The following is a 14,772-nucleotide window of genomic DNA, read 5'->3' as shown; positions in this document are numbered from 1 at the left end:
GTCAAACGGCGGGCCGCGCGGAGATTCTCCGTGCGGCCCGCCGCTCTGCCTTTCAAGGAACTTAAAAAAATAAGGAGAATCCGCAGCATCTCTGGAATTTTTCCGTCTGTTGGGATAGAATGGAATCACCATTCCGGAAACTGCCGACAATGGAGGGACGAATGATGAAGAAGCTGTTTTCTTTGACGCTGGCTATGGTGACGGCTCTGGGGCTGATGCTGCCGGCGTCCGCCGCAGAGGAGACCACAGACGAGGCCCTGGCCAGGGTGACCCAGGCCGTAAAGGCGGCCCTGGATCTGGACACGGATGCCTATGACGAATTTCAGGGCAGCTGGTATGAGGACGGTCTGACCGGTGCCTGGGATCTGTACTGGTCGACCGAGTTGGAGGAGGAACTGTCCATTTCCGCTCTGGATGACGGGACCGTAATCAGCTACGATCTGGGTCTGCCGTACACCGCCTCCAACAGCGGGGATTTCCCGGTCTTTCCCCAGGGGGATGAGGCCGCGGCCGCCCGGGCCGCCGGGGACTTTTTGGACAAGGTCCTGCGGGAGGGGGAGAGCGTGAAGCTGGAAGAGCCCCGCGGCATGGATATTCTGGGCGGGGACAGCTACCGCTACTCCGGAGTGATCCTGCTGAACGGCCTGCCCTCGCCGCTGACCTATTCCATCACTGTGGATGCGGCGGACAACCGGGTCCGGTCTTTCCACCGGACCACAGCGGAGGACACCTTCCTGGGAGACGTCCCCTCTGCCGCCGCTGCGGTGCGCCGCGACCAGGCTGCCAAACTCCTGACGGATACCCTGGAGCTGAAGCTGGAATACGTGCGGGAGGCGGGCGGCACGTCGGCCGTGCTCCGGTATCTGCCGGTGGATACGGACACCTTTTATGTAGACGCCGCCACAGGAGCGCTTTTGAATCTGACGGAGCTGGAGGACCAGATGGGCGGCTGGGGCGCCGGAGGCAGTGCCGACAACACCGCGGCTGCGGAGAGCGGGGGCAGCGGCCTCAGCCCGGCGGAGCAGGCGGGCATCGCCCAGATGGAGGGCGTCCGGTCCTCCGCGTTCCTGGACCAGAGCCTGCGGGCAGAGCCGGTCTACGGCCTGACGGAGTACGCCCTGTCTTCCGCCGCCTACCGTCTGGCGGAACAGGAGGGGAAGGAGGATCAGGTCCTCTGCGTCCTGTCCTATGTGCGGCCCGGAGAGGAGGACAGCTGTTCCCGCACCATCACAGTGGATGCCCGCACCGGCGCGGTCCAGGAGGTGTTCTCCTACGCACCCGGAATGGAGGATGGGGAGACACCGGCCCTGACCCAGGCGGAGGCGCAGGTCAAAGCGGAGACGTTCCTGTCCGCCCTCTGCGGCGGGCGGTGGAGTGCCCTGACACTCTATGACGGCCGGGACAACACGGAGGACCGGCGTCCGTACTACACCTTCACATACGTCCAGCAGGTAGGCGGCATTCCCTTCCCGGAGAACCGCTATACCGTGGCCATCGACAGCGGAGACGGGTCCGTGTACCGGCTGGATTATCAGTACGATGAGGATGTGACGTTCGCCAGCTCCGCCGGTATCGTGGGTGAGACGGCGGCCCTGGCCGCCTGGGCGGGGACCTATGACACGGTCCTGGCCTACCGTCTGGTGCCCCGCCCTCTGGAGAGCGGCGACGAGACGGAAGCCCGGCTGATGGAGCTGGGGCTTACCCACTTCTACGAGCTGCGGCTGACCTACGCTCTGGAGCGGGAGGAGCGGTATCTGGGCATTGACGCCGCCACCGGCAAACCGGCGGCGCCGGAGTCCGGGGATACCGCCATCACCTATACGGACCTGTCGGGCTCCGGGGTGAAAGCCGATGTGGAGAAGCTGGCCCGCTATGGCGTGGGCTATGACGGGGGCCGCTTCCGGCCGGACAAACAGCTGACCCAGTGGGATCTGGTGGCCCTGTTGGCCAGCCTGGAGGGATACTGTATCGACCCGGAGACAGCGGATGAGAGCACGCGGGACACCGTCTATTCCGTGGCCTACCGGATGGGTATTCTGCCCCGGGGAACCCGGGATGAAGGCAGGGCCGTCACCCGCGGGCAGGCAGTGAAATGTCTGCTGGACTGCGCAGGTTATGGTCCAGCCGCCCGGCTTCAGGGCATCTACACCTGCACATACAGCGACGCTGCCGCCATCCCGGAGGCAGACCTGGGCTATGCGGCCATCGCCCAGGCGCTGGGCATGGTCCGGGGAAGCTATCAGGGGGACCGGACCGCCATGCTCTGCCGCCTGCTGGAGCGGCAGGGAGCAAACGTGGGCGCCTGAACGGGCCCGCCGGATGATGGAATTTGGGAGGAATTACACATGAAAAACGTATTCGGCTATCCGGAGTTTGACGCGGAGGGCGAGGAAATCCTCTGTACCTACGACAACGCATACAGCGATATGCTGATGGACATCCGGGTCTACCGGATGGAACCCGGCCGGAAGAGAGGCTTTTGCCGACGGGGCGAGGAGACCGCGGTGCTGCTTCTGTCCGGAACCGTGACCTTCGGCTGGGAGGGCCGGACGGAGACGGTCAGCCGCAGAGACGTGTTCACTGACGGCCCCTATGCCCTCCATGCCTGCGCCGGGGAGGAGATCACCGTGGAGGCGCAGACAGACGCGGAGATTCTGGTCCAGTGCACGAAGAATGACACAGCGTTCTCCGGCAGGCTGTACCGGCCGGAGGACGCCCCCTGGGTCTACTCCTGCGTGGGCAAGTTCGGCAATGTGGCCAAGCGCCGGGTAAACACCATCTTTGACAAGGATATCGCCCCCTGGTCCAATAGGGTGCTGGGCGAGGTGCTGCACGACCGGGGGAACTGGTCCGGCTATCTGCCCCACCGGCACCCCCAGCCGGAGTGCTATTACTTCAAGTTCGACCGGCCGGAGGGCTTCGGCGCCAGTTTTGTGGGGGACCAGGTATTCAAGAGCGTGGACAACAGCTTCTCCGCCATCCCCGGCGGGTGCCTGCATCCCCAGGCAGTGGCGCCGGGCTTCCAGATGTATACCTGCTGGATGATCCGCCATCTGGACGGCGACCCCTGGCTGCAGACCACCCGAAACGAGGACGAGCGATATCTCTGGCTTCACGATGCGCAGGAGTGACCTGCCCACAGAGAGTTGAACAGCGGAAAAAGGCTCCGGGTTTCTCTGGGAACCCGGAGCCTTTTTATTTGGAAACAGGTCCGGCACAGTGGTCCGGTTCCAGAAGAGGCGCCGTCCCGGGACCTGCCTGGGACAGCCGGAGCCCGGCGCCACGCACATGGTCCCGCAGCACTTGGTCTACAAAGCGGATCAGCTCCTCCGGCGTGCCCTGGATCTCGCCCAGGAGCCAGTCCTCCACAATACTTACCAGCGCGCCCACATAGAACTGAGTCAGCATGGTGAGCTCCTGCTCCCCGGCCTCATACCCCAGCTCCGCGGCAATCAGACGGATCGTGCTCTGGATGATGGCGCGGATATCCGTCTGGAAGAACCGCTTCAGGTGGTCCCGGCCCATGGAGCGAAGGGCGCAGAGGCAGAACGCACGGTTCTCCTGCAGGTATTGGAAAAGCTGGAGCAGGCCGTCCTGCCACAGCATGACGCCCTCGTGTTCCCGGAGCAGCGCCACCGCCTCCTCCTCAAAGATCCAGCGCACCGCGTCGTAGACATCGTCAAAATGGTAGTAAAAATGCTGGCGCGCCATGCCGCAGCCCCGCATGATCTCCGCCACGGTGATCCTGTTCAGGGGTTTCTGGGTCATCAGCTCCTTGAGTACAGTGCAGATCTGCCGCTTGGCCGCATTGCTGGCCTCGTATGTCCGTTTTTTCATATCGACCTCCATGGACCGGCAGACTCCAGTCCATTGCAGTCCAGTATAACACATTTTCCAGAGGAGTGCATCTATGCAGAATGGGGGCAAGTGTCAGATTTCTGACATCTGCCCAAGGTCTGCACCTTGCATCTCCGGGCCTGTTTCCAGTATGCTGAAGGAAATGCGGAAAGGAGCGGAGGAAGATGCGGGAAGAGTATCACGTCACGCTGTACAGCCAGATGGGCCCCAGGGAGGGCCGCCTGGACCTCCAATACGAGGGTTCTGCCGTCACAGGATCCCTGGAACTGATGGGACGCCGCAACCCCGTCCATGGCGTACGGTCGGAGGATGGGCATCTGTGCCTCTCTCATGCTATCCGGACGGCGGTCAGCACCCTTTTCTGCGAGACGGCGCTGGAGCTCCATGGGGAACGCCTCACTGGAGTGACCACGGCGGACGTCTGCCGGATGCGATGGGAGGGGAGCCGGATCTCCCCTGAGCCGTGATGGGACCGGGATTGCCGGAAGGAGCTGAAACTGTGCGCAAAGACACTGAAAAACCATCCTTTTTTGTGCGGCTGGCCACGGTGATCGTGGATAAGCGGAAGCTGATCTTTTTCCTGTACGCGTGTGCGCTGCTGTTCTGCCTGTTCTCCCGGAACTGGGTCAGCGTCTGCAACGACATCACGGAGTACCTGCCGGACTCCACAGAGACCCGCCAGGGGCTGACCCTGATGGAGGAGGAGTTCACCACCTTCGGTACCGCCCGGGTGATGGTGTCCCACGTGACGCGGGGCATCGCGGAGGATCTGGCGGAACAGATCGGGGAGATCGAGGGCGTCTCCTCCGCGTCCCTGGGAGACAGCATCGGCGCAGAGGAGGACGGGGAGGCCGAGACACCGGAGGACATCGCATCGTATTTCAAGGGCGCGGACGCGCTGATCTCCGTGACCTTTGCGGGGGAGGAGGATGACGAATCCGCCCTGGCCGCCATGGAGGCCATCCGGGAGCTGCTGGCCCCCTATGACTTTTATATAGACAGCTCTGTGGGGGATTCCCAGGCGGACTCCCTGGCCGATGAGATGGGGATCATCCTGGCGGTAGCGGCGGTTATCATCGTGCTGGTGCTGCTGCTGACTTCCCGCTCCTATGCGGAGATTCCGGTGCTGCTACTGACCTTTATCGCGGCGGCCCTGCTGAATCTGGGCACGAACTTCATCTTCGGAGAGATCTCCTTTGTCTCCAACTCTGTGACGGTGGTGCTCCAGCTGGCTCTGGCCATCGACTATGCCATCATCATGCTGCACCGCTTCCTGGAGGAGCGGGAGCACGCCGGAGACCGGGAGGCGTGCATTGCGGCGGTCAGCGCCGCCATTCCCTCCATCTCCGCCAGCAGCCTCACCACCATCTCCGGCCTGGCGGCCATGATGTTCATGCAGTTTCAGATCGGCTTCGACATGGGCATCGTGCTGATCAAGTCCATTCTGTTCAGTATGCTGTCGGTGTTCACCCTGATGCCGGGGCTGCTGATGCTCTTTTCCAAGGCGATGGAGAGGACCCGCCACCGCAGCTTCATCCCCAGGATCGACCGCTGGGGCGGATTTGTCCTGAAGCTGCGCCATGTGGGGGTGCCGCTGTTCATTGTGGCCCTGGTGGGGGGCTTTTTCCTCTCCAACCGGTGCCCCTATGTGTACGGCTATACCCAGATCGAGACTGCGCGGCAGAACGAGTCCCAGGTGGCGGAGCAGCGGGTCAGCGACACCTTCGGCACCCAGAACGTGATCGCTCTGCTGGTGCCCCGGGGAGACTATGACAGTGAGAAAGCCCTGCTGGAACGGCTGGAGGCCTGCGATCAGGTGGACTACGCCATGGGCCTCTCCAATATCGAGGTGATGGACGGACACACCCTCACCGATGCCCTGACGCCCCGGCAGTTTTCTGAAATGACGGACCTGGACTACGAGCTCGTCTGCCTGCTGTACACTGCCTACGCGGCGGAGGAGGAGGCCTACGGCCGGATCGTGGGCGGTCTAGACGACTATGCGGTCCCTCTGATGGATATGTTTTTTTTCGCCTACGACAAGGCGGAGGAGGGCTATGTGGATCTGGACGAGGGGCAGCAGGCGGACCTGGACGATCTCTATGAACAGCTCGACAACGCCCGGGTCCAGATGCTGGGGGAAAACTACACCCGTATGCTCATCAATCTGAACCTGCCGGAGGAGGGGGCGGAGACCTTTGCTTTCCTCCAGACCATCCACCGGGAGGCGGAGCGGTACTACGACGCGGACAGCGTCTATCTGGTGGGGGATTCCACCAGCGACTATGACCTGTCCGTCTCCTTTGCCCGGGATAACATCATGATCAGTGTCCTGTCGGTGGTGTTCGTCATCATCGTGCTGCTGTTCACCTTCCAGTCTGTGGGACTGCCGATCCTGCTGATTTTGGTGATCCAGGGCAGCATCTGGATCAATTTTTCCTTCCCCGGCATGGCCCAGAAGCCCATTTTCTTCCTGAGCTATCTGATCGTGACAGCCATCCAGATGGGCGCCAATATCGACTACGCCATCGTGATCTCCTCCTGGTACAATGAGCTGAAGGCGGAGATGTCCCGACGGGAGGCCATCGTCCAGGCGCTGAATCTGTCCTTCCCCACGGTACTGACCTCGGGGAGTATCCTGTCCTCTGCCGGATTCCTCATCGCCCAAATCACCACAGAGCCTGCCATCGTGGGCATCGGCGAGTGCCTGTGTCGGGGGACGCTGATCTCCATGTTCCTGGTCATGTTCATCCTGCCCCAGATCCTGTTCCTGGGCGACGGGATCGTGGAGCGGACCCGGTTCGATCTCAAGGTGCCGGAGGTTGCCAGGAGTGCCCATGGCACCGTCTATGTCAACGGCCGGGTTCGGGGCCGTATTTCCGGCGTAGTGGATGCCCAGATCCAGGGCGTGATTTACGGGGACGTCTCCGGAATGCTGGAGACGGGAGCTTATCAGAAAGAGGAGGAGCCCGCCCATGAGACGGAAGATTCATAAATGCCTGAGCTTCCTTCTGGCGGCGGTGCTGCTGGCGTCCCTGGCGGCGCCTGCTGCCCTGGCCGCCGAAGGCGGGGACACGGTTTTCGTCCGCACGGCGGAGGACCTGGTCCAACTGGCAGAGAACTGCACCCTGGACAGCTGGTCCCAGGGGAGAATTGTCCGCCTGGAGGCGGATATCGACCTGTCCGGCACGGACTTCACCCCCATCCCCACCTTTGGGGGGACCTTTGAGGGGCAGGGCCACACCATTTCCGGTCTGTCCATCACGGGCAGCGGCAATGTCCGGGGACTGTTCCGGTACATACAGCCCTCCGGCGTAGTGCGGGATCTGTCGGTGGAGGGACGGGTCGATCCCTCTGACCGGAAGAATACCCTGGGCGGCATTGCCGGCAGCAACCGGGGCCTTCTTGCCGGCTGCACCTTCCACGGGACGGTGCGGGGAGCGGACAGCATAGGCGGTCTTGTGGGGATCAACGAGAGCTCGGGACAGATCGTCAACTGCACTTTCTCCGGAGCCGTCACGGGAGAGCATTATGCCGGGGGCATCGCCGGGCAGAACTACGGCGCCGTTATCCAGTGCCGGAACAGCGGCAGCATCAACACCACGGAGGTGGATGCGGAGCTGGATCTGGACGCCATCAACCGGGAACAGCTGAACGCGGCGGAAAACGTGCCGGTATGCACCGATATCGGCGGCGTCGCCGGGTATTCCTCTGGTATCATCCAGAGCTGCACCAATTCCGGCAGCGTGGGCTATGACCACGTGGGCTACAACATCGGCGGCATCGTGGGGCGGCAGTCCGGATATCTGGACGGCTGTGCCAACTCCGGCGACATTCTGGGCCGGAAGGACGTGGGCGGCATCGCCGGTCAGGCGGAGCCGGAAGTGCGGCTGCTCTATGACCAGGGGCAGATGGGGGAGCTGCTGGATGCCCTGGACGGTCTGGGGGATCTGCTGGACCAGACGCAACAGGATCTGCGGGGCACTTCCGACGCTCTGTCGGACCGGATGGACGCCATCTCCGCCCGGACGGACGAGGCCCGGGAGGCGGTGGGCGATCTGGCGGACTCCGCCGCGGACTGGACCAATGAGAATATCGAGGAGCTCAACAGCCTCACGGCCCGGATCTCCTGGCTCATCGACCAGCTGGCGCCGATCCTGGATGACGCCGTCGATGTGATGGACCTGGTGGAGGACCTGGCCGACGAGCTTGGGAATGCGCTGGATGAAGTCGGCGCGGCATCGGGGCTGGGAGATCAGGCGGAACAGGAGCTGCGGGCGGCAGTCCAGTCCCTCCGCCGGGCGGCCTCCAGTGGAAAAGAGGCCGTTGCCCGCCTGCTGTCGGCGCTGGAGCATCTGGGCGCGGCCCTGGGCAGCGCCCTCCAGAGCCAGGAGGCCATGGAAGAGGTTCGGGCTGCCGCCGGGGACCTGGCAGCCGCCCTCGGGGACATGTCCGACACGCTGGCAGAGATCGCCCGCATTCTGTGGAACGGCGGCGACGAAGCGGCGCTGGGAGAGGCGGCTCAAGCCCTGGCGGATACACTGGCCAGGGCGGGGGATGCGCTGGAACAGGCGGCGAACGCCGTCGCGGCCCACATGGACAGCGGCGAGCTGGAAGAGGCCGGGAAGGACGCGGCGGCCGCATGGCAGGCACTGGGAGAGGCGGCTCAGGCCCTGCGGGCCGCCGCCGGACACGCCACCGACGCGGCAGCGCTGCTGGCAAAGCTTCTGGCACAGGGCGGAGACCTGGCGGAAGCGTTTCGGGACCCGGGCAGGACGTTGGAGAAAGTGGCTTCCCGGGCATCCCGCCTCGGCGAGGACCTGGCCGACGTCTTTTGGGAGCTGGCCGAGGAGCCCACCATCACCATCCGTCCCATTGACAGTGCCATTCGGGAGCAGGGGGACGCCCTGGGGGACGTCTTTGCCGGTCTGCTGGAGGACGGCGACGCCCTGCGGGAGACCATGTCCGCGGCCACGGATACACTATTGGACGATCTGGAAGCCATCGGAGACCAGTTCCGGGTTATCACGGATCTGCTGCGGGATCTGCTGGAGCAAACTGGAGAGGAATTGTCGGACCGTTTCGAGGACATCTCGGACCAGGAGACCAGTGGACCGGATACCGGATGTGTCGCCAATTCCCGGAACACAGGGACCGTGGAGGGAGACATCAACGTGGCCGGCATCGTAGGGTCCATGGCCATTGAATACGACTTCGACCCCGAGGATGACCTGATCGAAGAGGGAGACCGCTCCCTGGACTTCCGCTATCAGACGAAGGCCGTGGTCCGCGCCTGCATGAACCGGGGCGGCGTCACCGGAAAACGGGACTATGCCGGCGGCGTGGTGGGTCTCATGGACCTGGGGCGGGTGAGCGGCTGCGAGAACTATGGGGACATCGCCAGCACGGACGGCGGTTATGTAGGTGGTATCGCCGGCGCCTCCTGGGGGACCATCCGGGACAGCTGGGTCAAGTGTCATCTCTCCGGCGGCGATTATATCGGCGGCGTGGCCGGACTGGGAGCCACGCTGGAAAACTGCCATACGCTGGTGGAAATCGAAGAGGGCTCCGCCTATCTGGGCGCCGTGGCGGGAGATGTGGACGCCGATGCCGCCGTATCCGATAACACCTTTACCAGTGAACGACTGGGGGCTCTGGATGGGATCAGCTACGCCGGCCATGCTGAACCGGTGGATTTTGACACCCTGTGCACCACGCCCGGCGTACCGGAATCCTTCTCCCGGCTGGAGCTGACCTTTGTGGCGGACGGCGTGGTGGTAGAGGTCGTCCCCTTCCAGTACGGAGAGGGGATTGACGCCCTGCCGGAGATTCCGGCGAAAAAGGGCTGCTCTGCCTCCTGGCCGGATCTGGACTACACCTGCCTCACTGCCAGCCAGACCCTGGAGGCGGAGTATACCCCCTACACCTCCGCCCTGACGGATGGCGGGGAGCTGCCGGAGATCCTGGTGGACGGCAGCTTCAGCAGCCGGGCACAGGTCTCCCACACCACGGAAGAGGTGGCCTGGACGGACGGCGGCGCGGAGTATGCGGGCACCGCCTACACCGTAACGGTGGAGGACCCGGACCTGGAACAGGCGGCCTACACGGTCCACTGCCGCCTGCCGGACCCCGGCAAGCGGTACGACCTCTGGGTGCTGAGTGAGGATGGCTGGACCAAGACGGATGCCCGGTTGGACGGCCAGTATCTGCTGCTGGAGAGCCAGACCGGGACGGTCACCTTCTGCCTGACGGAGCGGGCCGGTCCTCTGGCGGTCGTTATTCTGGCCGTCGGCTTTGCCGGGCTGTTGATCGGCTTTTGCTGGCTCATCCGCTGGCGGCGGAAAGGCACTGCGGCAGGACGCAAACACTGACCTGCGGCCGTGTGCGGAGGAGACAAAGCACGATATGGCACGCTCTCTGCCGGAGAATGGAGATGCGGTCCGTATGCCGCTTTTGGGGTTCCCCGGACCCGGTGCCGGAAAAGGCATGGCAAGCTGCCATGCCTTTTCTGGCGTTCATGCGGCGATTCGCGTTTCGCGGATGGCTGTGCGCCACGCCGCATGGACGGACAACGGCCGGGGATTCTCCTGGCAATCTCTGTCCTGGCGGACTTCCGCCGGAGGAGTTCCGGCAGAATGATGACAGGCGGAACCGGGCTGCCGGAGCGTGCGTTGGCACCAGAGGGAAGCAGGCGGCCCCGTCAGCAGAATCCTCGCCTGGGAATGGCGCGGCATCGCATCCCGGACCGGACAGCCGGGGCGGGACGGCCGCAAGCTGCTTGTGTGCATGATTGAGGCGGTTGAAATCCTGAAAGTTAAGCGGTTATACCGGACATATTGTTGAGAATGGCCCTGTCTTATGGTATGATTTGGTTGATCGCCCACGGACAGGGAGATGCCACGCTTCCGTGGCCTGTCCGGCAGAACGCCTGGGGAACATCCCGGCAGGCCGGGGCAAGAGAAACAAGTATCTATGGTCAATCGGGGAAGGGCCGATCATCCCTGGCCGCCGGGCAGGCTCTGGCCGCTGCAAAACGGCGCTGCCCCGGTCTACCCATCATTTTCAAACACGCGGGAAATTCTGCCCGGGTTGAAAAGAGAGGGTAAAAGCCGCGCCTGTCCGTTTCGGTCCGCAATGAGAAGGGAGTCCTTTGATCCATGTCTGCATTCAGCGAATTTTTCCTCATGAAGCCGGATGACGTCAAGCACTATGCGGCAGAGGTTCTTCACCGGTTCGACCCGGATGAGGAGACCACCTGTACGGAGATCGGCGACGGCAACATCAACTACGTCTTCCGGGTCCGCTCTCTGCGGGATGGCCGCTCGGTCATCGTCAAGCAGGCGGACAAGCTGCTGCGCTCCTCCGGGCGGCCGCTGGACATCTATCGGAGCAGGATCGAGGCGCAGGCCCTGCAGCTGGAGTCCCGGCTGGCGCCGGATTACATCCCGGAGGTCTACCACTATGACGAGACCATGGCGGCTCTGTCCATGGAGGATATCTCCGCCTATCGGAACCTCCGCAAGGAGCTGCTGGCGGGCAGGATATACGGCCATCTGGCGGAGAACATCTCCACCTTCCTGGCCCAGTCCCTGCTGCCCACCACGGATCTGGTGCTGGACCGCCGGGAGAAAAAGCGCCGGGTGCAGTTCTTCACCAATCCGGAGCTGTGCGACATCACGGAGGATCTGGTCCTGACGGAACCCTACTGGAACTACAAGGGCCGCAACATCGTTACCCCCGGGAACGAGGACTTTGTCAGGACCTTTCTCTATGAAAATGATGCCCTTCACAGGGAGGTGGGCAGGCTCCGAAACGGCTTCATGAACAACGCCCAGGCGCTGCTCCACGGGGATCTCCACACCGGCTCCATCTTTGCCAACGAACAGGGCGTAAAGGTCATTGATCCGGAATTCGCCTTTTACGGTCCCATGGGATATGATATCGGCAACGTCATCGGGAACCTGTTCTTCTCCTGGGCCAACCGCTGTTTTACCGCGCCGCAGGACACGGCGGCTGCCCGGGCGCTGGAGGATACCATCCGCGGCGTGTGCGACCTGACGGCGGAGAAGCTGACCGCCAGGTACGACGAGCTGGTGACCTTCCCCCTGTACCGGGCGGAGGGGTTCTGCCGCGCGTATCTGGACGGCGTCATGGCCGACTCCTACGGCTATGCGGGCACGGAGATCATCCGCCGGGTGGTGGGCGACTCCAAGGTCATGGAGGTCACCTCCGTCACAGACCCGGACATCCGGATTCCCATGGAGCGGGCCCTGATTAAAATGGGTATCTTCCTGATCCGGGAGCGGGAGAGCGGCCTGAATGGCTCCGCCGTGACTAGAGCTTTCCGCGGGATACTGGCGTAAAGGAGGCGGCAAGATGGAACGTATGGACCGGGATATGCCGTTCCTGCTGCAATATGAGCATGTGGCGTGGTTTGAGAAGGGAAAAGTCCGCATTCTGGACCGCCGGGTCTATCCCACAGAGGTCCGGTTCGTGGTGTGCACGGACTACCACGAGGTGGTACAGGCCATCGCGGACATGGTGACCCAGAGCGCGGGCCCCTATACCGCCGTGGGCATGGGCATGGCCCTGGCTGCCTGGCAGGTCCGGGACAAGGGCGCACGGGAGCAGGAGGAGTTTCTGCGGCAGGCGGCCTATGACCTGGCACACGCCCGGCCCACCACCGCCAACCGGTACGGCCAGATCACCTGCCGCTGTGCCGATGTGGCGAAGGAGACCCTGGCTGCGGGCCGGGATCCGGTGGAGGCCATCGTGGCATCCACTGTGGAGTCCCTGAACCGCCGGTACAGCACCATGCAGGTGGTGGGGCATTATCTGGCGAATCTGATCCCCAATGGCGGCGCCATCCTGACCCAGTGCTTCGGCGAAACCATCATCGGCACAGTGATCCGGGCCGCCAGGCGGCAGAACAAGACCTTCCGGGCCTACTGCGCGGAGACACGGCCTTATTTACAGGGGGCCCGGCTCACGTCCAGCTGCTTTGCCCAGATGGGCATCGATACCACGGTCCTGACAGACAATATGATCGCCTACGCCATGGAGCGGGAGGGCATCGACCTCTTCACCTCAGCGGCGGACTCCATCGCCTGGGACGGCCATATCGCCAACAAGATCGGCACTTTCCAGATCGCCATCCTGGCCAAGTATTTCGGGGTGCCCTACTATGTCACCGGCATCCCGGACCGGGAGAAGCGGACGAAGGACGACATCGTCATCGAGATGCGGGACCCCGCCCAAGTCCTCTCTTATCGGGGGATCCCCAACACGCTCCCCGGGGTGAAGGCCATCTACCCCTCCTTCGACGTAGTGCCGCCGCATCTGATCTCCGGCGTGGTGACGGACAAGGGCGTGTATGTGCCGTATCTGCTGGGAAACTATTTTGACTCTGACGTCAAGCCGTTCTATTGACGGCAAAGGGCCGCCGGGCGGAAGAACTGGAAAACGCAGGGGGACGGTATGCCGGTTGCGGCGCTGGGCCGGATGCCGAAGAGCACCCCCGGCAGGCCGATCCGGCTGTGTGGAAGGAATCTGGGTAGGTCCTTTCCGCCGGGAGAAATGTGCTCTGCTGCATATCAGGCAAGGGACGGAAGCCCCGCCCGCCTTTTCCGGCGTGTCCGCAAAACCGGAATCATACGGGCAGCTATATCAGAAATTAAAAATGAAAATGAAAACAGGAGGCAGCAAATTATGCTGATGCAGGAGGAAAGAGAGCTGGTTGTTGAATACGGCAGGAAAATGAGCACCGACCGTCTGAGCACGGGAACCAGCGGCAATATCAGCGTCTGCAACGCGGAAAAGGGACTGATGGCCATCAGCCCCTCCGGCATGGACTATTTCTCCACCACGCCGGAGGACGTGGTCATCACGGACCTGGAGGCCAACATTGTGGACGGCGTCCGCAAGCCCTCCAGTGAGTGGGCGCTGCACACCGCGTTCTATCGCCACAAGCCCCACGCCAGGGCCGTGGTGCACACCCACTCCATGTACTGCACCACCTTTGCCGTGCTGGGCCAGCCCCTTCGGGCTGTCCACTATGCAATCGGCGACACCGGAGCAGCTACCGTCCCCTGCGCGCCGTACCGCCTCTTTGGCACAGCGGAGCTGGCAGAGGCCGCCATAGAGGCCTGCGGCGGCAGCGACGCCGTTCTGCTGGGCAACCACGGCCTGGTGGCCTGCGGCAGGGACCTCAAAAGTGCTTACGGCCTGGCCTGTAATCTGGAGTACGTCGCGGAGCTGCAGTACCGGACCATGTGCATCGGCACGCCCAATATCCTGACGGATGAGCAGATGGCGGAGGTCATGGAGCGATTCAGGTCCTACGGCCAGCCCGGCAGCGGCAAGGCCGGATATTGAGCGGGGCGGAGGTCCCGCGGAGATCTTCACCAGCCTCCGGATGGCATTGAACACACCGGCATCAAATGCGATCTTGCAGGAGAGCCAGCCCCGCGCTCAGCAGGCGCGGGGCTGGCTTTTTGCCTGCGGCGGGGAAAGCCTCCTGAAGCGCCAAGGCAGACGCCCCTGTGAAGCCGTATCCTGGGAAAAATTTTCCCGGTCTCAAAATGCCGCGATACCTTGCAGCTGCCCAATCGTTACCGGCTGGTAACTGCCCATTCGTTACCTGTTGGTGCCTATGCCACAAGATTGTGCGTACTTTACGAAAGCCGCCTGCCGCGCTACCATGGGGGCACAGATCAGAAAACGAAAGGGTGTTCTCCATGAACGAAAAAGCAAAAAAATACGTGGACCTGTTCCGCCGGGTGAAGATCGCAGCCGCCGCCACGGTGGATGCGGAGGGCCATCCCCAGGCCCGGATCATCAACGTGATGCTGGCAGAGGACGATGGGATGTATATTGTCACCTCCAGAGGCAAGCCCTTCTACAAGCAGCTGGTGG

9 protein-coding genes are annotated in these 14,772 nt (G+C 63.1%); 8 read left to right on the top strand and 1 reads right to left on the bottom strand.

What is annotated here, in order from left to right:
• Positions 1-164 precede the first annotated feature (164 nt).
• Together QVE23_RS00680 and QVE23_RS00675 are read left to right on the top strand one after the other, a co-directional pair.
• Positions 165-2,306, top strand: a complete 2,142-nt coding sequence (locus QVE23_RS00680) for an S-layer homology domain-containing protein (RefSeq protein WP_287967425.1) — start codon at positions 165-167, stop codon at positions 2,304-2,306.
• A gap of 39 nt (positions 2,307-2,345) precedes the next feature.
• Positions 2,346-3,131, top strand: a complete 786-nt coding sequence (locus tag QVE23_RS00675) for a 5-deoxy-glucuronate isomerase (RefSeq protein ID WP_287967424.1) — start codon at positions 2,346-2,348, stop codon at positions 3,129-3,131.
• Positions 3,132-3,195: 64 nt separating this feature from the next.
• Here the strand turns inward: QVE23_RS00675 and QVE23_RS00670 are convergent, their stop codons facing one another.
• Positions 3,196-3,837 carry a TetR-like C-terminal domain-containing protein gene (locus tag QVE23_RS00670; RefSeq protein ID WP_287967423.1) on the bottom strand — a complete coding sequence of 214 codons (642 nt, stop codon included), beginning with the start codon at positions 3,835-3,837 and terminating at the stop codon, positions 3,196-3,198.
• 185 nt (positions 3,838-4,022) lie between these two features.
• Here QVE23_RS00670 and QVE23_RS00665 point away from each other — a divergent pair, with 185 nt between their 5' ends.
• From QVE23_RS00665 to QVE23_RS00640, 6 genes are all read left to right on the top strand, one after another.
• A complete protein-coding gene (locus tag QVE23_RS00665; RefSeq protein WP_021748849.1) occupies positions 4,023-4,325 on the top strand; it encodes a hypothetical protein in 303 nt (100 codons plus the stop codon).
• Between the two features lie 32 nt (positions 4,326-4,357).
• Entirely contained in the window at positions 4,358-6,853 is a 2,496-nt protein-coding gene (locus QVE23_RS00660) for an efflux RND transporter permease subunit (protein ID WP_287966572.1), read from the top strand.
• Positions 6,834-10,229: a GLUG motif-containing protein gene (locus QVE23_RS00655; protein WP_287967422.1), complete on the top strand. Its 3,396-nt coding sequence runs from the start codon at positions 6,834-6,836 to the stop codon at positions 10,227-10,229. The genes QVE23_RS00660 and QVE23_RS00655 overlap by 20 nt, the downstream gene beginning before the upstream one ends.
• Before the next feature lie 786 nt (positions 10,230-11,015).
• The gene (gene mtnK / locus QVE23_RS00650) at positions 11,016-12,221 is read left to right on the top strand and encodes an S-methyl-5-thioribose kinase (protein WP_287967420.1); all 1,206 of its coding nucleotides are present in this window, start codon (positions 11,016-11,018) and stop codon (positions 12,219-12,221) included.
• A gap of 13 nt (positions 12,222-12,234) precedes the next feature.
• Positions 12,235-13,287 carry an S-methyl-5-thioribose-1-phosphate isomerase gene (locus tag QVE23_RS00645; protein ID WP_287967418.1) on the top strand — a complete coding sequence of 351 codons (1,053 nt, stop codon included), beginning with the start codon at positions 12,235-12,237 and terminating at the stop codon, positions 13,285-13,287.
• A 279-nt stretch (positions 13,288-13,566) separates the two neighbouring features.
• Positions 13,567-14,232, top strand: coding sequence for a class II aldolase/adducin family protein (locus QVE23_RS00640; RefSeq protein WP_025544432.1), 666 nt, complete (start codon positions 13,567-13,569; stop codon positions 14,230-14,232).
• Positions 14,233-14,772: the final 540 nt, after the last annotated feature.

This window comes from Oscillibacter sp. KLE 1728 (assembly GCF_934833455.1).
Classification (GTDB): Bacteria; Bacillota; Clostridia; order Oscillospirales; family Oscillospiraceae; genus Oscillibacter; species Oscillibacter welbionis.
This window is presented reverse-complemented; position numbering and strand designations above follow the sequence as displayed.